Annotated in this window: 23 protein-coding genes; 15 read left to right on the forward strand and 8 right to left on the reverse strand. The window is 46.2% G+C overall.

The genetic code is table 11. From position 1 onward, the window contains the following. Positions 1–55 precede the first annotated feature (55 nt). From VFW36_RS02030 to VFW36_RS02060, 7 genes are all read right to left on the reverse strand, one after another. The gene (locus VFW36_RS02030) at positions 56–574 is read right to left on the reverse strand and encodes a glycine zipper 2TM domain-containing protein (RefSeq protein WP_329657156.1); all 519 of its coding nucleotides are present in this window, start codon (positions 572–574) and stop codon (positions 56–58) included. 66 nt (positions 575–640) lie between these two features. Next, a complete protein-coding gene (hisG, locus tag VFW36_RS02035) occupies positions 641–1,261 on the reverse strand; it encodes an ATP phosphoribosyltransferase (protein WP_329657157.1) in 621 nt (206 codons plus the stop codon). Then, entirely contained in the window at positions 1,255–1,875 is a 621-nt protein-coding gene (locus VFW36_RS02040; RefSeq protein ID WP_329657158.1) for a type III pantothenate kinase, read from the reverse strand. Before VFW36_RS02040 ends, hisG begins: the two co-directional genes overlap by 7 nt. Before the next feature lie 7 nt (positions 1,876–1,882). Then, a complete protein-coding gene (locus VFW36_RS02045; protein ID WP_329657159.1) occupies positions 1,883–2,224 on the reverse strand; it encodes a cupin domain-containing protein in 342 nt (113 codons plus the stop codon). A 63-nt stretch (positions 2,225–2,287) separates the two neighbouring features. After that, the gene (locus VFW36_RS02050) at positions 2,288–3,112 is read right to left on the reverse strand and encodes a tyrosine-type recombinase/integrase (protein WP_329657160.1); all 825 of its coding nucleotides are present in this window, start codon (positions 3,110–3,112) and stop codon (positions 2,288–2,290) included. Then, the gene (locus VFW36_RS02055) at positions 3,112–4,113 is read right to left on the reverse strand and encodes a hypothetical protein (RefSeq protein ID WP_329657161.1); all 1,002 of its coding nucleotides are present in this window, start codon (positions 4,111–4,113) and stop codon (positions 3,112–3,114) included. The genes VFW36_RS02050 and VFW36_RS02055 overlap by 1 nt, the downstream gene beginning before the upstream one ends. Continuing rightward, a complete protein-coding gene (locus VFW36_RS02060; RefSeq protein ID WP_329657162.1) occupies positions 4,113–4,709 on the reverse strand; it encodes a hypothetical protein in 597 nt (198 codons plus the stop codon). Before VFW36_RS02060 ends, VFW36_RS02055 begins: the two co-directional genes overlap by 1 nt. A 122-nt stretch (positions 4,710–4,831) precedes the next feature. On the opposite strand from VFW36_RS02060, the gene gatC reads away from it, so the two are divergent. From gatC to VFW36_RS02080, 4 genes are all read left to right on the forward strand, one after another. Further along, complete coding sequence (gene gatC / locus VFW36_RS02065) at positions 4,832–5,122, forward strand: Asp-tRNA(Asn)/Glu-tRNA(Gln) amidotransferase subunit GatC (protein WP_329657163.1); 291 nt, start codon at positions 4,832–4,834, stop codon at positions 5,120–5,122. Between the two features lie 3 nt (positions 5,123–5,125). Then, on the forward strand, positions 5,126–5,470 hold the full coding sequence (locus tag VFW36_RS02070; protein ID WP_329657164.1) for an arsenate reductase family protein: 345 nt from the start codon (positions 5,126–5,128) through the stop codon (positions 5,468–5,470). Beyond that, entirely contained in the window at positions 5,467–6,537 is a 1,071-nt protein-coding gene (locus VFW36_RS02075; RefSeq protein ID WP_329657165.1) for a type IV pilus twitching motility protein PilT, read from the forward strand. Before VFW36_RS02070 ends, VFW36_RS02075 begins: the two co-directional genes overlap by 4 nt. 105 nt (positions 6,538–6,642) lie before the next feature. Next, on the forward strand, positions 6,643–7,047 hold the full coding sequence (locus VFW36_RS02080; protein ID WP_329657166.1) for a Fur family transcriptional regulator: 405 nt from the start codon (positions 6,643–6,645) through the stop codon (positions 7,045–7,047). A 97-nt stretch (positions 7,048–7,144) separates the two neighbouring features. Here the strand turns inward: VFW36_RS02080 and VFW36_RS02085 are convergent, their stop codons facing one another. Continuing rightward, positions 7,145–8,491, reverse strand: a complete 1,347-nt coding sequence (locus tag VFW36_RS02085) for a class II 3-deoxy-7-phosphoheptulonate synthase (protein WP_329657167.1) — start codon at positions 8,489–8,491, stop codon at positions 7,145–7,147. A 200-nt stretch (positions 8,492–8,691) separates the two neighbouring features. Here VFW36_RS02085 and VFW36_RS02090 point away from each other — a divergent pair, with 200 nt between their 5' ends. The 11 genes from VFW36_RS02090 to modA all read left to right on the forward strand — a co-directional run bounded on the left by VFW36_RS02090 (position 8,692) and on the right by modA (position 18,828). After that, a complete protein-coding gene (locus VFW36_RS02090; protein ID WP_329657168.1) occupies positions 8,692–9,618 on the forward strand; it encodes a GGDEF domain-containing protein in 927 nt (308 codons plus the stop codon). Continuing rightward, on the forward strand, positions 9,618–10,163 hold the full coding sequence (locus VFW36_RS02095; protein WP_329657169.1) for a CvpA family protein: 546 nt from the start codon (positions 9,618–9,620) through the stop codon (positions 10,161–10,163). The genes VFW36_RS02090 and VFW36_RS02095 overlap by 1 nt, the downstream gene beginning before the upstream one ends. A 3-nt stretch (positions 10,164–10,166) precedes the next feature. Further along, the gene (locus tag VFW36_RS02100) at positions 10,167–10,646 is read left to right on the forward strand and encodes a Fur family transcriptional regulator (protein ID WP_329657170.1); all 480 of its coding nucleotides are present in this window, start codon (positions 10,167–10,169) and stop codon (positions 10,644–10,646) included. A gap of 23 nt (positions 10,647–10,669) precedes the next feature. Then, positions 10,670–12,187 carry a lysine--tRNA ligase gene (gene lysS, locus VFW36_RS02105; RefSeq protein WP_329657171.1) on the forward strand — a complete coding sequence of 506 codons (1,518 nt, stop codon included), beginning with the start codon at positions 10,670–10,672 and terminating at the stop codon, positions 12,185–12,187. Next, entirely contained in the window at positions 12,184–13,431 is a 1,248-nt protein-coding gene (locus VFW36_RS02110) for a serine hydroxymethyltransferase (RefSeq protein ID WP_329657172.1), read from the forward strand. Before lysS ends, VFW36_RS02110 begins: the two co-directional genes overlap by 4 nt. Before the next feature lie 14 nt (positions 13,432–13,445). Beyond that, positions 13,446–13,988, forward strand: a complete 543-nt coding sequence (locus tag VFW36_RS02115) for a DUF1882 domain-containing protein (RefSeq protein WP_329657173.1) — start codon at positions 13,446–13,448, stop codon at positions 13,986–13,988. A gap of 42 nt (positions 13,989–14,030) precedes the next feature. Then, positions 14,031–14,933: an SPOR domain-containing protein gene (locus tag VFW36_RS02120; RefSeq protein WP_329657174.1), complete on the forward strand. Its 903-nt coding sequence runs from the start codon at positions 14,031–14,033 to the stop codon at positions 14,931–14,933. Between the two features lies 1 nt (position 14,934). Further along, the gene (locus tag VFW36_RS02125; protein ID WP_329657175.1) at positions 14,935–16,347 is read left to right on the forward strand and encodes an anthranilate synthase component I family protein; all 1,413 of its coding nucleotides are present in this window, start codon (positions 14,935–14,937) and stop codon (positions 16,345–16,347) included. Beyond that, complete coding sequence (locus VFW36_RS02130; protein WP_329657176.1) at positions 16,344–17,135, forward strand: shikimate dehydrogenase; 792 nt, start codon at positions 16,344–16,346, stop codon at positions 17,133–17,135. The genes VFW36_RS02125 and VFW36_RS02130 overlap by 4 nt, the downstream gene beginning before the upstream one ends. Then, positions 17,135–17,911 carry a TOBE domain-containing protein gene (locus VFW36_RS02135; RefSeq protein WP_329657177.1) on the forward strand — a complete coding sequence of 259 codons (777 nt, stop codon included), beginning with the start codon at positions 17,135–17,137 and terminating at the stop codon, positions 17,909–17,911. The genes VFW36_RS02130 and VFW36_RS02135 overlap by 1 nt, the downstream gene beginning before the upstream one ends. Before the next feature lie 158 nt (positions 17,912–18,069). Continuing rightward, complete coding sequence (gene modA, locus VFW36_RS02140) at positions 18,070–18,828, forward strand: molybdate ABC transporter substrate-binding protein (RefSeq protein ID WP_329657178.1); 759 nt, start codon at positions 18,070–18,072, stop codon at positions 18,826–18,828. The last annotated feature ends 3 nt before the right edge of the window (positions 18,829–18,831 follow it).

Raw genomic sequence — 18,831 nt, forward strand, 5'->3', positions numbered from 1 at the left:
CGTTGAAACGAGGGTAATAAAGTGAAGATTTTCTCCCAAAAGAGGGAGAGAAGAATTAATAGCTGTAGGTGATCGTTACGGGAATTTGTTTCATCGGTTGGTCGCTCTCAACACTGATCTCTTTGCCTTTGAGTTTTGCGACATTCGTATATCCACCAAGCACTTGACGTGTTTTAACTGTTGTTACATTCTCGCATTTACGAACCGTTTGATACGATGACGTAGCAGGCGTATTGTATTTGCTCCCTACATTTTGACCCGCTAGGGTTCCCAGTACCGCTCCGCCGACCGTTGCGACCGTTTTACCTTTTCCGCCGCCGACTTGATGTCCTAAAACACCCCCTAAAGCACCCCCGACAACAGCACCGACGACATCATTGTTCGTTCCGCCTGATGTTACTTTTTCTTGTACGTCATAACACTTTTCGCTCGGGATCTCTTCTTGAATCGTCGAATAGTGCGGAACCGACTTTGTGACGGTAATATATTCTGTTGTAGAAAACCCCTCAGCCATAAGTCCGGAAGATACGAGTAGCGCTGCTAAGGCAAAACGTGATGAATAGTGTGTTGACATAATGTGTCCTTTTTAATTTTTAGTTGCGGAAATTGTAAAAGTTTATTGTGAATGAATGGTGAATATTTACTTGTTGCCGTACAAAAGGGCATTGATCTTTTCATACACATCTAAAATTTCACTTTTTTTCTCAAAAAAGCTGTTTTTATTGGCAATAAGATGGGTCGTTGATTCCATAATCGTCTCAACCACTTCCAACCCGTTTTGTTTCATCGTACTGCCTGTTTCAACGACATCGACGATCATATCGGCAAGCCCTACGAGGGGGGCAAGCTCGATCGATCCGTAGAGTTTGATAATATCGGCGGCAACTGCACGCTCGGCAAAATAGCGCTTGGTGATATTCACCATCTTGGTCGCTACTTTGATCTCACTTTTCGTAAAGTCAGGTTTCTCTCCCGCACGCATCCCGATAGCGACACGGCATTTTCCTTTTTGCAAATCAAGGAGACGAATCACGTCCAATCCCTGCTCTTCGAGTGTATCGAGCCCCACAACACCGATGTCTGCGGCTTGATGATACACATACGTCGCAACATCCTGATTCCGTACCAATAAAAATTTAAAATTTTCCGTCTCTAAAATCAATTTTCGATCATCGAATTTAAAACTGCTCCCGAAAATCGTCTCAAAAATTTCCAACGTATCTTCGGCAATTCGCCCTTTTGGGAGTGCGACACTTAGCATTTAACACCTTTTTCTATCAACTTTTTCATCCCCTTGAAGATCAGGTCTTCATCCACCACTGCTTCGCTAAAAAAGCGAGACAACAGCACGCCGTCCCCTCCGGTCACATACATGGGTTTTCCGAGACGCTCTATCTTTTCAACCAACGGAGCCAAAAAACCGACCGCCACGGCGTCTGGGGTATTTTTCGCCATTTTAGCCAAATCTACCTCAAAGTTAAATGACACGTCCAACGCGTTCGAGAGTCTCGCATACGCTTCTTGTGCTGGGCGAAGCCCAAGAGAGATAAATCCCCCTTGATAAACTCCGCCGCGCATCACATCGACCGTGATGGCGCTTCCCGCATCGACGATAACACCCTCTTCTACCGCTTCGCACACCATGATCCGATCAATCCCCATCGTAGGATAGTATTTATCCCAATCGATGAGTTCCCGCAGATCATGCCAATTCGCAAGATCTCGAATACGCTCATTGATAGCGGCATTGACGCAGACGTAGTAGACGTCATCACCCCCAAGTGTCGCGGGATCGAAATTATCCGCACGAGACTTGGAGCGTTTAGCGTCTATGAACAAATCAACCGAGGTATTTCCGATGTCACATAAAATCATAATGCTATTATAACTTAAGTACCCCGTTAACCCGTGCGACACTATCGCTTTTATGCAAACTCAGACGCACTATTGAGTCTTCGAGGGCATTGAGATCATGGAGAACATTCGGCTCCAATGCCACCACATCTCCCGCTCCGAATATCATCCTCTCATCAGCGATACCGAAATCGATCTCACCCGATACAATCATTACCGTAATGGGAAACGATGTTTTGTGGGCTTTCATCGACTGCCCTGCACGGAATACGATCCGTATCTCTTTGGTAAACTCGTTTGTGATAAGCGGAGTAATAAGGGGATGTGTATCGCCATAGACAACATCCGCCGTAAATGAAGCATAGGTCATAGGTATTCCTTTTTTTTAATAAGGGATGATAACCTTAAGAAGAAAATATACTCTTGACGAAAATCAAGAATGTGCCATCGGATGATGTTTCAATACCGTCTCTTGGAGATTCTGTTTTTGAACATGGGTGTATATCTGGGTGGTGAGGAGCGACGCGTGTCCGAGAAGCTCTTGGACAACGCGCAAATCAGCTCCGCCGAGGATCAGTGCCGTCGCATAGGAGTGACGCAAAGCATGGGGCGAGACTCCGAGATATTTTTGGGTGATTTTAAACGCCGAAATACGGCTGAGAGGCTCTCCTCGATAGTTGAGCCATAGGAGCGGGCGGTTGTGATAGGGAGAGGCTTCCTGATAGGCTCTGAGTGCTTTTAACGCCTCCTGAGCGATTGGAACGTAGCGCTCTTTTTCCCCTTTTCCGTGGCGGATACGGAGCCATTCTCCCTCGATGTCCCCCTCCTGCGCAATCAAACACTCACTGATGCGAGATCCTGAAGCATACAGAAAAAGGATCAGGGCGTAATCACGCAATCCGATCCAATCACTCCGATCAATCAAAGCCAGTGAGGATTGGATACTCTCAAACGGGAGGTATTTCGGAAGATTTTTCGGGATTTTGGAGAGGGGAAATTTCGCAGAGAGGGAATCAAATCGGTTACGATGACAAAAATCGAGAAATGAGTTAAATGCGGAGAGCTTTCGATTCAAGGTTCTTTTGTTGGTGATCGATCCCAGAATTTTGAAAACGAGAGCGGAATCGATCTGCGTGAGACTTTTCGCGGCAAGCTGTTCGATGCCGTTCAAGTCATGAGCATACGCCTCGATGGTTCGAGGGCTGAGGGCTTTGATAACAGTGATGTATTCGATAAAAGCCTCAAGCTCTTTCGACATTATTTGATATTGATATAGCGGTCGTCAAAGTAGAAACGTCCGTCTCCGAGGAAGATTTTGTTGTCGCTGTCCATATCGACATCATACACATCATGTGCCAAAAGGTCTTTGGTAAGAGCGATCATGTACCCCTCTTGTTCCAATGCGTAGACACGGTCATTTTGAACGCTGATCCCTACGAAATGGGCAAACGGGAATTTCTTTTTCGCTTTGTACTGTAACGTCGGACTAAGGGCGATGATCTCCCCTTGCTTAGTCGTGAGCCAAATACCATCCGCCGTGTAAGCAATATTACGGATTTCATACTTTTCCCGTGCCTCTTTTTGAGCGAGAGCCAAAACGCCGCTGCCGGTCGAGGCTACGAGGTTGTTATCAATAACGTTCATATAGGTGATGTTGTTAAAATATTCATCCGAACTGACAACTACCGAACGGAGCATCTGCTTGGTTTCGGAGTTGACGATCACGATTTTTCCATCAAGCGTTAAAAACAATACGAGCTCTTTGAGAAAATAGGGGTTAGCGATTCGAGAATCGACCGCTATCGGCGCATTAGCACTCTCTTTGAAAAGGAGTTTTTTGCTCTCGAGGGAATAGAGTGCCATTTCGTTGTTGGCGAATAAAACGGCTACGGTATCGTCTTGGATACTGGCAGCGGCAACCGTACGTTTAAACTCGAACGTCACCTTTGCATCGGTACCGTCTTCCGGAAAAAGCACCAGATTCTTTTCCGGACTCTCTGTCATAATCCAGGTATCACTGACATTGAGAAGACGATAGTTGTCAGGGATTTTCATGTTCTTTTCCCCGTCTTTAGTCAATAGATGACCGTTATCCAGCAATGCGGCTGATTGTGAAGATTGAACAATCGATGAGCTCAAATGTCCGGCGGTACGCCATTCCCCTTTTACATTCTCAGGTTTATAAACCTCTTTGTGGGAACATCCGCTAAACATGAGTGCCGCTGCACCGATAGATACAGCAATTTTAAGCAATTTCATTATTTTACTCCGTAATGAGCAAGCGCTCCGGAGACTTGATTAAGAGGAGATTCCGCACTGATAAGCGATAATTTTTCATTGGCTGTTTTTACATCCCCTTTTTCTAACGCATTCACCGCAAGTTCAAGCAATGCCATATCTTTATAGAGAGCACCTTGTTTTTTAGTGTATTGATCCAGTGATTGAACATCCCCTTTTATCGCAGCCGCTTCATACGATGCGATGTCGGCGACACCAAAAGATTTTGAGTTTTTAAGTCCCTCAAGGATACTCACGTCGTTTTGTGAAATCCCGCGTGAAAGTTTCCATACATCGTACAAATCCGGATTGTCATTTTTCAATGTCTGCTCCGCTTTGGTATCGGCAGGATTCGCCAACAGGAGATTAAAGGCCGCATTGGAACTCTCAATTTTCGCCTGCGTATACGCCTGATAGCCGATTGCCCCTCCGACAGCCAATAATGACGTCACTACGACAGCGATCAAAGGTTTTTGATATTTTTTTACGAAACGTTCCGTACGTATGGCACTTTCAAAAAATTTCTCTTCTGAATTCAACTCTTCTCTTACGGCTTCCATATTCTCTTTTAGACTCAAAACGGCTCCTGTCTCTCACTGCTCATTAATGGGGTAATAATATCTTACCCTACGTTAAAGTTAAGTAAACCTCTTTTTAGGGTACAATTATTTTTATAAATTTATCACAACTTAGGTTAACCATGCAAATTGACGAAACTTTGTTACAACGATTAGAAAAACTTTCGTTTCTAGAGATCCCGCAAGAGCACCGCGAAGAGATGATTGCACAGCTAAGTGAAATCGTCTCCTTTGTCGATAATCTCTCCGAACTCAATACCGAAGGTGTGGATGCTACGTTTGCGATGTCCGATTCAGCGACCCGCCTTCGTGAAGATGTCGGCAGTGTTGATCGCGCTATTAACGATGATATTCTCTCTCATGCGCCCCATGCACAAGAGCATTTTTTCATCGTTCCCAAAATTATCGAGTAACCGATGACCCATATCTACGGAATCAAAAGTTGCGGAAGCGTCCAAAAAGCACTCACTTTTTTAGATGCTCACGCCATCGCTTACACTTTCCATGATTTCAAAAAGACCCCTGTTTCCCGTGAAAAAATCGAAACATGGGCAGCTCATGCACCCCTTTCGATCCTCTTGAACACCAAAGGGACAACCTATAAAACATTAGGGTTAAAAGGGCTTGACCTTGATGATAACGGTAAAATAGAGTGGATGGGCAACCATAATCTGCTCATCAAACGTCCGGTCATCGAATATAAAGACCAGCTTATCGTCGGATTTGATCCATCTTACTACGAAGGGATATTCCTCTCATGAATGCAGCGTTAGATATTTATAAACTCCTCAAAAGTGTCGTGGCCTACAAAGCCTCCGATTTGCATCTCGTAAGCCGTTCTGAACCGCAGATCCGTATCGACGGTCGTCTTGTCGCACTGAATCTGCCCGTATTGGATGGGCATCTCATCGAAGAAATCGCCTACTCGCTCCTAACGGAGAAGCAAAAGAAAGCGTTTGAGGAAGCAAATGAACTCGACTTCTCGATCGTTATCCCTGATGTCGGCCGCTTTCGTGCCAACTACTACAAAACGATGGACGATATTGCCTGCGCATTTCGTATCATCCCCGTAACCATCCCCTCACTCGATGATCTGAATGCAAAACGAATCTTCAAAGAGTTGATTAAACGGGAAAAAGGGCTTATCCTCGTCACAGGACCGACCGGTAGCGGTAAATCGACTACCCTTGCCGCCATGCTCAACGAAATCAATCTCACCGAAGCACGCCATATTATCACGGTCGAAGATCCCGTAGAGTTCGTCCATACCAATAAAAAATCGCTCTTCTCGCACCGCAATGTCGGAACCGATACCAAAAGCTTCTCGAACGCACTTAAATATGCCCTGCGTGAAGACCCCGACGTTATCCTGATCGGGGAGATGCGGGATAAAGAGACGATCACAGCCGCTCTGACGGCCGCTGAAACGGGACACTTGGTATTCGGAACCCTCCACACCAACTCCGCGCCTCAAACCATCAACCGTATCATCGACGTTTTCGGCGGAGACGAACAGCCTCAAGTGCGTGCTCAACTCTCCACCTCTCTTATCGCGGTAATCTCCCAAGCGCTGTTACCTAAAATCGGCGGAGGGCGTATTGCGGCGCAAGAGGTTATGATTACCAACCCTGCTATCGCCAACCTTATCCGTGAAGACAAAGTGCATCAACTCTATTCCCAAATGCAGTTGAATCAGCAAGGTACGAGTATGACGACTCAAACGCAAGAGATTGTTGAGTTTTTACGCAAAAAAATCATCAATAAAGAGACGGCATTGCAATACTCGAACAAGCCAGATGAGCTAATCCGTATTATCGAATCTCTCTAATATTCCCCCTCTTTTAGGGGGAAATCTTAAAAATTATTTCAAAATTCCCCCCTCTTCCCCTTCTTTATGAAAGATACCTCTATTTATAGTCTATAATTACCCATTATGAAACATGAACACTTACTCAAATCTCATCATCTCAAAGCGACGCCGCAGCGTATTGCTATTATTCAGCAGATGCACCATGCAGGGCATATCAATATTGATGAGCTCTATCATGCGATTAAAAAGAAGTTTAGTTCAATATCCCTAGCGACGTTGTACAAAAATGTGAATACGATGCTCGAAGTAGCTCTGATACGGGAAGTAAAAATTCCGGGGCAAAAAACAAAATATGAGATTGAAAAAGCATCTCATGCTCACATCATGTGTAAATCGTGCGGAGAACTTAAAGATATGGAGTTTGATGCGGATTCCATCCTTGAAAAAACAGTGGAAATGAGTCAGTATAAGGCGGAAGATATATCGATTGTGATTTCGGGGATATGCCCCGAATGTCAGAAGAAATAGTAATCCCGTCATCCTCGGACTTCACGTGCCCTTTAGGGTAGATCTGGGGATCCATCTCTTGAGTTAGCTAGATTCCCGCCTTCGCGGGAATGACACTTTATCGATGCGCTTCTTTGAGCGTATCGGCGATCAAGAATGCCAATTCTAGTGATTGGTCAGCATTGAGGCGTGGATCACAATGCGTGTGATAGCGGCTTTTTAGATTTTCGGAAGTGATCTCGAACGATCCCCCCAAACACTCGGTAACGTTTTTACCCGTCATCTCCAAATGAACCCCACCTGCGTACGTTCCCTCTGATTTGTGTACTTGGAAAAATTGTTTCATCTCTTTGAGAACTTGTTCCACCGGACGGGTTTTATAGCCGCCGCTCGTGATCGTATTACCGTGCATCGGATCACAGCTCCACAACACTTTTTTCCCTTCTCTCTCAATCGCACGGATAAGTGCCGGCATACCGTCCGCAACTTTATCCGCACCCATACGGACGATAACATTTAACCGTCCCGCTTCATTTTCAGGGTTGAGAATGTCACACAATCGGATCAAATCCTCAGGGTCCATAGAGGGACCTGCTTTGACACCGATAGGATTTTTAATCCCGCGCATAAACTCAACATGAGCGCCATCGAGTTGACGGGTACGGTCACCGATCCAGAGCATGTGAGAGGATACGTCGTACCACTCCCCTGTCAATGAGTCTTGACGGGTAAACGCCTCTTCATAGTTGAGTAGCAACGCTTCATGAGAGGTATAAAAATCGGTTTCACGCAACGTACGGTAACTATCGGATGTGATCCCGCATGCCGCCATAAAGCGGAGAGAATCATCAATCTGGCGAGAGAGTTCATCGTATTTTTTCGTTAAATCATTTTGTCCGACAAACCCTAAATTCCACGCATGGACTTGATGTAAATCAGCCAATCCTCCCGATGCGAATGCACGAAGAAGATTCAATGTTGCGGCGGATTGGTTATACGCTTGAACCATACGGTTCGGATCGGGAACGCGCGCCGCTTCGTTAAACTCAACTCCGTTGATAATGTCTCCGCGATAGCTCGGAAGACTGATACCCTCGATCGTTTCCATATCGGATGAACGGGGTTTTGCAAATTGCCCGCCGAGTCGTCCGACTTTAACAACCGGAACACCGCCTGCGAATGTCATGACAACCGCCATTTGCATCATTACTTTAAATGTATCTCGGATATTGTGAGCGTGAAATTCTGAAAAACTCTCCGCACAATCTCCCCCTTGAAGTAAAAAGGCTTTCCCTTCGCATACATCGGCAAAGTTCTTTTTCAACGTACGTGCTTCTCCAGCGAATACGAGAGGCGGATAGTTGCGCAGCTGTGCTTCGATTTGTTCCAAAACCGCCGTATCGGGGTAAGTCGGCTGTTGTTTAATCGGTTTTTCTCTCCAGCTTGATCGGCTCCATGTGCTCATATCGTCTCCTGTGTGCTCTTGCACCTAATTGTTAGTGGACGAATTTTATCCATTTATCCTAAAATGGGACTGATTGAGCAGGGCAAAAGTTATATTTATGTTTGAAAAAGTATAATGGCATTAATTTTAGCAACTCTTATTTGTCCCTTTTTTCCTCCTTAAAAAGAGCGTATGGGTATTCAATTTTATAAAGGTCACAGGTGGAATACAATCAAATAAATCCATTTTTATTCCATTTTTGCAAAGAGCTCTCCGTCCATTTGGAATCGGTAAAGAATCATCAACGAACGATTGAACCAAGCGAATTTGCTGAAATTGTAGCAGCGGCTACCCATGAAGTCTTGGAAGCATACGCATCCGGCGAAATTGATCTGCAAGCGTACCGAGATACCGCGGCAGATGAGTATAAAACCTTAGCGCTTCAAAGTATCGATTCGTATGCCGAGACCAATGAAAAAATAGAAAAAATCACTGAAGAGCATGCCGAACTTCTCGAAAAAAGCAACGCGGATGCCCTGATCAATTTTGAAAAAATTACCGAAAAGTTCAACGACATTCAAACCCATTTGAGCGATGAAGTGACCCGCGCCAATGAAGTGATCCACACTTTGATGGAACAGGTAAAAAGCCTTGAGGTCAAAACGTCTCTTGATCCGTTGACTAAAACGTTTAACCGTTATGCGCTTCATGAGCATCTTCGAACGATTTTAGAGAAAGAGAAGCTCGATTTCGAAATTTTTGCCCTCATGATCGATGCCGATAACTTTAAACTGATTAACGATCAGTTCGGTCATATTGCCGGAGACAAAGTCCTTATTTTCTTAGCCAAATTGTTTAAAAAAGCGCTTCGTGACGGTGACCGAGTTTACAGGTTCGGCGGAGAAGAGTTTATCATCATCCTCAATCGAACCGACATCGAGGGAGCACGACTAGTGGGCGAGCGTCTTTTGAGTCTATGTCGAAACAACAAGCCACTGTTTCAAAATCAGCAAATCACCGTCACACTGAGTATCGGAATGACGCAGATTAAAGAGAAAGATACAATAGATACCGTTATCGAACGATCAGACGCTGCCCTTTATAAAGCAAAAAATAATGGTAAAGACCGATTAGAGATGGAGTTTTGATGGATTTGAATTATTTTGACGTTGCAGTGGGATCGGTGGTTCTATTACTCGGTCTAAAAGGGTTGTTGAACGGCTTTTCAAAAGAAGTTTTCGGTCTCGTCGGCATCGTTGGGGGCGTTTTTGTCGCATCTCACTTGGGAGGAATTATCGGAAACTTTTTGAGCGATACCCTTTTCCATTTTGAAAGCAGCGCTGCGATCAATCTAGTCGGATTTATTTTTGCCCTCGCTATTTTTTGGCTTTTGATGGTTGCGTTGGGATCGGGATTTAAAAAGCTCAGTACTCTTAGCGGTTTGGGACCGTTGGATCGGGTATTGGGTTTTGCAATGGGGAGCAGTAAATTTTTCTTTATTGTATCTATCATCGTTTATGCCCTTTTTAGTGTTACGGCAATACGTGAAAATTTTGAGAGCAAATTGTCAAACAGTATTTTTTATAAACCGATGTTTGCAACGGGTGATTTTATCTTGCACTTGGAAACCGATAAAGCGACCGCTTTGTTAAACGATGAAAATACTACAGACAACCATAAAAAGGATAAGTAATCGATGAACGCCTATACTGAATTCACCGAACGAACCGTAGATTACACGAAACTTTTGAGCGATTTCAAACAATTGCTTAAAGCCAACGGACTCAAATTTACGATTCAGCGCGAAGTGATTTTGGAGATGCTTTATAATTCGGATGAACATCTTACCCCAGAGGGGCTGCATCATCTGATTCAACAAAAGCACCCCGAACTAAATACCGGAATCGCGACCGTCTATCGTACCCTCTCACTGCTCGAAGATTCGGATATGGTTACCTCTCTCTCGTTTGGAGCACAAGGAAAAAAATACGAACTCGGCGCCAAAGATCATCACGATCATATCATCTGTACCCAATGCAACCATATCACCGAGTTCGTAGATGAACAGATTGAAGCACGCCAGAAAGAGATTACAGAGGGCTTGGGATTTATCATGCAAGAACACTCTATGCAGATTTACGGCATCTGTAAAAGTTGCCAAAAAACTAAAAAATAACCATCGATAAAAAAGGAAAACCATTGGCATTTGAGAACCAATACGTACAACAACGAATTGAAAAAGCCGGAGCACTGAGAGCACTCGGTATCGATCCGTATGCAAACCATTCAGAGCGCAACACGACGATCGAAAAATTTCATAACGTCAACTCCGATCTTTTCAAAAAAGAGGATCAGCGTGATGAGCACCGTCATTACACGGTTGCCGGACGGATTAAACTATACCGTTTGATGGGAAAAGCAAGTTTCGTGAAAATCGAAGATGAGAGCGGAATGCTTCAAATCTACGTTGCACGAGACAACCTCCCTGAGAATTTTTACAACGATGTTTTTAAAAAACTGATCGAAGTGGGAGACATTATCGAGGTCAGCGGATATCCGTTCGTGACACAGCACGGGGAACTCTCTCTCCATGCCGATAAACTTACCCTCCTCACCAAAGCGATCTCACCGCTTCCTGAGAAGTTCCACGGGATTCAAGACAAAGAGATGCGTTATCGCCAACGCTATCTTGACCTTATCATGAACTCTGAAGTGCGCAAAACATTCCATATCCGTTCGCGCGTGATCAGTCTTACCCGACGATTTTTTGAAGATAAAGGGTTTTTAGAGGTGGAAACGCCGATGATGCACCCGATCGCGGGGGGAGCCAATGCCAAGCCGTTCGTTACCCATCACAATGCCCTCGGAATTGACCGTTTTTTACGTATCGCCCCTGAGCTCTACCTCAAACGTCTCATCGTCGGCGGATTTGAAGCGGTATTTGAGATCAACCGTAACTTCCGTAACGAGGGGATGGATGCGACTCACAACCCTGAGTTTACCTCTATCGAGTTTTACTGGGCATTCAAAACCTATAAAGATTTGATCGTCATCACCAAAGAGTATTTTGAATACCTCTTCGATCATCTCGATCTCCCGAAACGTCTTCCTTATGGCGAGCTCGAAGTCGATTTCGACCAATTCACCGAAATCGAACTGGTTAAAAGTCTTAGCGTCATCGGCGGTGTTCCTGAAGAAATCGTCAATGACAAAGACTCCATTTTGGCATTTTTGAAATCAAAAAATCTCGAAGCCAATGCGGCAATGAATCTCGGACAGCTTCAAGGCGAACTCTTTGATGAATTCGTCGAAGAAAAACTGATCAATCCGACCTTCATCACCCACTATCCGGTCGAAATATCCCCTCTTGCACGTCGTAATGACGAGCGTCCAGAGCTGACGGACCGTTTCGAGCTCTTCATCGCAGGACGTGAAATTGCCAACGCCTTCAGCGAGCTTAATGACCCTGTCGATCAGCTGGAGCGTTTCGAGGGACAAATGGCCGCCAAAGATTCGGGCGATGATGAAGCTCATGAGATGGACGAAGATTTCGTCACGGCACTCAGCTACGGAATGGCTCCGACCGCCGGTCAAGGGATCGGAATCGACCGTCTCGTCATGATGCTCACCAACCAGCACTCTATTCGGGATGTATTGCTCTTCCCTGCAATGAAACCCCACAATACCAACCAAAACCACCACGGAGAAGAAGAATGAGTTTCCTCAAAGAATACGATAACGAAGTTTACACCTTATGCGAGCAAGAGCTTGAACGTCAAAGCGATCATTTGGAGATGATCGCCTCTGAAAACTTTACCCTCCCTGCCGTCATGGAAGCGATGGGTTCTGTATTTACCAACAAATACGCTGAAGGGTATCCCGCAAAACGATATTATGGCGGATGTGAATTTGCTGATGGCGTTGAGCAATTGGCGATTGACCGCGCATGCGAGTTGTTCGGTTGTAACTTTGCAAACGTTCAACCCCATTCAGGTTCATCTGCAAACGGTGCAGTATATGCTGCCCTTCTCCAAGCGGGAGATAAGCTCCTCGGTATGGATCTTAGCCACGGCGGACACTTGACCCACGGTTCAAAAGTAAGCTTTTCGGGTAAAAACTACCACAGTTTTTCATACGGTGTCGAACTTGACGGACGTATCAACTATGAGCGTGTCATGGACATCGCGAAAATCGTTCAACCGAAAATCATCGTCTGCGGTGCATCAGCCTATGCACGTGAAATCGATTTCAAAAAATTCCGTGAAATAGCTGATGCCGTCGGAGCACTTTTGTTCGCCGACATCGCTCACATCGCCGGTCTCGTATGTGCGGGTGAACACCCAAGCCCATTCCCGTATGCGGATGTAGTTACGACAACTACCCACAAAACGCTTGCGGGACCACGTGGGGGTATGATTATGACCAATGATGAAGAGATCGCTAAAAAGATCAATTCAGCGATTTTCCCTGCTCTTCAAGGGGGACCGTTGGTACACGTTATCGCGGCTAAAGCGGTCGGATTTAAATACAACCTCTCAGCAGAGTGGAAAGTCTATGCTGCGCAAGTCAAAGCCAATGCGGCAGTCCTTGCTAAAGTATTGATGGAGCGCGGCTATGACATCGTCAGCGGCGGAACGGACAACCACCTTGTTCTCGTATCCTTTTTGAATAAACCGTTCAGCGGTAAAGATGCCGATGCGGCACTCGGACGTGCAGGAATTACGGTCAATAAAAATACCGTTCCGGGTGAAACTCGTTCTCCGTTCGTCACATCAGGTGTCCGTATCGGAAGCCCTGCGCTCACGTCACGCGGGATGAAAGAGAGCGAGTTCGAACTCATTGCAAACCGTATCGCCGATGTCTTGGATGATATTGAAAATGAGACTAAGCAAGCGGCGATCAAAGAAGAGCTCAAAGCTCTAGCTAAAAATTTCGTCATTTATAACCAACCAACGTATTAATAAAGGTATCGCCCATGACATCAATGGATATTAAACTCATTAAAATGCTGACAGATCATTACTGGCTGAAACATGATAATGTTGTCAATAAAATCGATTTCAAAGGGCGTACTTTTTTCAACAAATACGAACGTATTGATAAAACCCTTACTCAGGCGATTATCGATCAGCATCTCAAAAAACAGATCACGGTTGCCCACTCCCTGATCAATAAATTTGATAAAGTAGAAAATATCATTATCGATTATAACGGTACCGATACTCAGCGGTTTTATCATAAGGCACAATTATTGCTTAGAGAAGAGGGATTCATCAATTTCACCGCATTTGAAACCAAAACACCGGGGCATTTGCACGTTTATATCCATAAAGGGCATACCACTTTCCAAGAAGCGGTACAATTGGGTAAAATGCTTTCGATGAAATTGGCGGCAAAACAACCGAAACAGTGGAGAATGTTTCCAACGGATGAGCTACCGCCGGAATATAATATTCTCAACCTTCCCTACGAAGTGTACGCAAAAGAGCGTGGAGCTTCGTGGTCGAAGCATATGTAACACTCGATAAAACTATCACTACGCATAAGGAACGGTACTTCCATGGAAGAAAAAAACGAACTCAATGACATCATTTTAAGTAAAGGCGGATCCAACTCCAATAGCAAGAAATTGTTGTTGGCGATTGCAGCCTTAACTCTTATACTCATCATCGTTTTAGTGATCATGAACTCACTCAAAACCCAAACCGATGCACAGCCTCCTGTAGCTGTAGTTCCGCCAGCCCCTTCTGCCCCTACGGAAATTGTTGACGATCCGTTATTCGAGCCGGTCGACGTAATCCAAGAAGGTTCAAACACAACAGCCGCAACACCGACTGAACCGCAAGATTTGGGAAAAATCGCACAAAAAATCAAACAAGAGTCCATGCAAAACGCTCCTGCGAGTGAAACCGTTGTTCAAAATACTCCTGCACCGGTTGTTCAACAAGCTAAACCTGTCTCTGCACCGGTAGCAACAACTCCGGCTCCGGCTAAAATCACGCCGAAACCGGTCGTTCAAACTGCCCCGAAAGTAGAAAAACCGGTCGTCAATACCCCTACGATCAAATCAACCAAACCCGCAGAAACAAAAAAAGCGGCTGAACCTAAAAAAGCAGCTGCTACCGCACCGAAACCTGCCGTAGATAGTGCCCCAAAACCGACTGAAAAAGCTTCGAGCGAAACAACAGCTAAACCTGCGGCTGCGGATACAACCCCTAAAGCCGCTCCAAAAGCTGCCGATACAAGCGGAACCTATTACATCCAAGTCGGTTCGTTCACCAAAGAGCCGAGTAAGGCGCTCTTCGATCGGCTCAATGCCAGCGGTCTTAAATACACCACCGTCCCTGCCGGAGCGGCGACCAAAGTGATGGTCGGACCGTTCCAAGGCGAAAAAGCGGCACGTGATGTTATTGGAAATGTCAAACGCAATATCGAAGCCGGCGCATACATAACAAAGGGGTAACGTGATCTCATCGCGCCATTTTTCTCTCGATCAATTCGCCCCCATAGCCGTCTACGAAAAGGCCAAAAGCCTTTTCCCTCACGAAGTCAGTTTTCTATTCGAAAGTGCCGGAAACAGTGATGGCAATTACACCATCATCGTTATCGGTGCACGTGAGCGGCTCATCTACAACGACAAAATCACCACGTACATCAATGCAAATGCCCATAAAGAACAGCTAAGTGTTTCGCCGTTTGCCTTTTTAAAAGAGTACTACGCCGCTCTCGATCAAAAAGCGTACCGCGAACGTGCTCGTGAGCTCAAAGTGGGCTATATCGACGGCTTTATCGGCTATATCGGATACGATATGGTGCAGGTTTTCGAACATGTTCTCGAAGAATCTATGGGGAACCTCGTGGATCAGACCAACATCCCCGATATGGATTTGATCCTCCCGAAACTCACCCTCGTCGTCTCCCATAAAACTGCAACCATCACCATGCTCAGCTCAGTTGAGTCCATGATCGGCCGTTTCGAAGAGATCGAGCGTGTTCTGAAATCTCCCTATACCTATACACCGCTCAAACCGATTGAAGCCGACAAAGGGGGAGAGTTTATCTTTAGCAAAGAGAAATTTTTCTCGATGGTGGACGAGTCGAAAAAAATGATCCTCAGCGGTGACGTGTTTCAAATCTTGATGACCAACCGCTACATCCGCCATGCGAAGGTTGATCCGTTCAGTTTTTACCGTATTTTGAGACTGAAAAACCCCTCTCCGTATATGTATTTGATGGAGTATGAGGATTTTAGTATCGTCGGAAGTTCCCCTGAGGTTATGGTTCGGCTCACAGACGGTGATATTCTTCTGCGCCCGATTGCGGGAACCCGTAAACGCGGCGGTACCAAAAAACGGGACTTGGAACTCGAAGAGGAACTCCTCTCCGATCCAAAAGAGCTTTCCGAGCATTTGATGCTGATCGATTTGGGACGCAACGATGTCGGACGGGTTGCCAAAACGGGAACGGTGAAAGTCGAAGAGATGATGCACGTCGAGCGCTATTCGCACGTTATGCATATCGTCTCCGATGTCCACGCCCAAATCGCCGAGGATAAGGATATGTTCGATCTCCTCGCCGCTACCTTTACTGCCGGAACGATGACGGGTGCTCCGAAAATCCGAGCGATGGATCTGATTGCACAGTTCGAGGGGGTCAAACGGGGCTTCTACAGCGGTACCATCGGCTATTTCGGCTTTGATGGGAACATGGACAGCGCGATCACGATCCGTACCGCCCTCATCAAACCAGAGAGTGTTGTCCTCCAAGCAGGGGCGGGAGTCGTCGCCGACTCGGTGCATGAACTCGAATACCTCGAAGTGACCAACAAACTCGGTGCACTCATGAGTACACTGGATGATCTGGTCTCTCCGAAATGAAAATTTTTAGTATCTTCGGCGATCCTGTAAGTCATTCACGCTCGCCGCTGATGCACAACTATGTCTTCAAATCCCTCAATATCAAAGCGTGCTACAGCCGCACCCATCTGAGTGACGGTTCACGGCTTCGCGACGTTTTTTTCGCCAAAGCACTCTCAGGGGCTAATATCACCGTCCCGCATAAAGAAGCCGCCTACGCTCAGTGCGATGAAGTTCGCGGTGTCGCCAAAGAGATCAAAGCGGTCAATACCCTCGTTTTAGAAAAAGGGAAACTGATCGGCTATAACACCGATGCGGACGGTTTTATGTCCGCTATCCAATCCTTTGGAGAGATTCATAATGCTCTCATCCTCGGTGCGGGAGGAACTGCTCGCGCCCTCTCCATCGCATTACGCCACGGAGAGATCACCCCGACAATTTTGAACCGTTCGCGGGGGCGGTTGGATTACTTTTTGTGCGAAGGGTTCGAGTGTTTTGAGTGGGATGATTTTACCGTTAAGCCCTACGATCTCATCATCAACACCACTTCGGCGGGGCTCAGCGATAATGAGCTACCTGTCCCGCGCCCTCTACTAATGGAGTTATTGGAGCAAGCGAAGGGGGCTATCGATGTCATCTACGGAAAAGAGACGCCCTATTTGCGCGAAGTGAAAATCAGCGGTCTCCCCTATAAAGACGGCTCGGATATGCTCTTGGAGCAAGGGGTTCTCGCCAACCACCTCTTTTTGCACGGTAAATATCCTATCGATCAAATCAAATCTGCCATGACGCGCAGTTTCTCCCTCTAATGAAAATCGACGGACGTTTTTGGCTCACCAAAGAAGGGCAAAGCTTTTTGGGTGCCGGACGAATCGAGCTGCTGGAGCGAATCGATAAAACGGGATCGATCAATGCCGCCGCCAAAGAGATGAAAATGAGCTACAAGGCGGCATGGGAGCGAATCAACGGGATGAATGCCCTCGCCGATCAACCGCTCATCGATCGCCTCACAGGTGGCAAAGGGGGCGGAGGAACGAAACTCACCCCGTATGCGCGCGAACTCATCGCAACCTTTCACCGATTTAACGAACTGCATCGCCAGTTTATCGACCGTTTTGCCGAAGCGGGACACGATCCTGAGCGACTTGCCCGTATCCTCAGCCGCACCTTTCTCACCACCAGTGCGCGCAATCAGCTCCCCGCTACCCTCCTCTCTATCGAGGAGCGGGGTCTTAACGGTCTCCTCACCCTCTCCCTAACGGGGAGTCATACGATCCAGTCGATCATCACCCTCAAATCGATCCGAAATATGGGACTCACTATCGGATGCGATCTCTACGCCATCATCAAATCGAGCGATGTCACTATCGTAACCACCCCTCCTAAAAGCGATGAGGCGATGAACGCACTCAAAGGGACGATCAATCGTATCGAGTCCCAAGATGAAACGGATGAAATCACCTTCGCGCTTGATCTATTTACCGAACTGATCGCCCTCATGAATCCCAAAGACACAAAGAAACTCTCTGAGGGGATGAACGCCTACGCCCTCATCTCTCCGAAACATATTATTATCGGTCTATAACACTTTTTTATCACTCTCCTAGAAACTTTAAGCCTTTTTCTCTATAATTTCGTTATATCCTACAAAACATAACGAAAATGTCGCATTTTTCCGCGAACCGTTTTTGCAAATAACCGTTTTGAAGATCGTTATATCAAAATAGATACTAAGGAGTTGAGATGAAATTACTCAAAATCGTTCTGACATCGTTGGCATTTGCCTCTGCGCTTGCTGCCCAAACCATTACCGTAGCTGCGGCCGCCAACCTCAAATATGCATTGACCGACATTGCCAAAGAGTTTTCCAAAGAGAGCGGGATTGACGTAAAAATCATCACCGGAGCATCAGGGAAACTGACGCAACAAATCATGAGCGGTGCGCCGTATGATGCGTTTCTCTCCGCCGATGTCGAGTATCCCGCCAAATTGGCGCAAGGTGGTTTCACTACAACACCATCTCAAGTGTATGCCTACGGTTCACTCGTACTCTGGAGTGACACGGGTGCCGATCTCTCTAAAGGGGTAGCCGTTGTCGCCGATCCAAATGTCAAAAAGATTGCGGTAGCCAATCCTAAAACAGCCCCATACGGTATCGAAGCGATGAACGCTATGAAATACTATAAAGTTGCCGATGCGGCTACTCCTAAAATCATCACCGCCGAATCGATCTCCCAAGTGGGTGCGTATGTGACGACCAAAGCGGTCGATGTCGGGTTTATGGCAAAATCAATCGTCCTCGCCCCCGATATGAAAAACGTCGGAAAATGGGTTGAAGTGGACGATAAAGCCTACAACACCATCGATCAAGCGATGGTGGGGCTCAAAAACGGCTCTCCGGAAAATCAGATCGCGGCAAAAAAATTCCTCCGATATATGTCTTCACCTAAAGCAATCGCCATCTTAAAAGCAAGCGGATATGGCTTGCCTGCTAAAAAATAAGGA

Origin of the sequence: Sulfuricurvum sp. (genome assembly GCF_036279695.1) — a bacterium.
In the GTDB taxonomy this organism is placed as follows: Bacteria; Campylobacterota; Campylobacteria; order Campylobacterales; family Sulfurimonadaceae; genus Sulfuricurvum.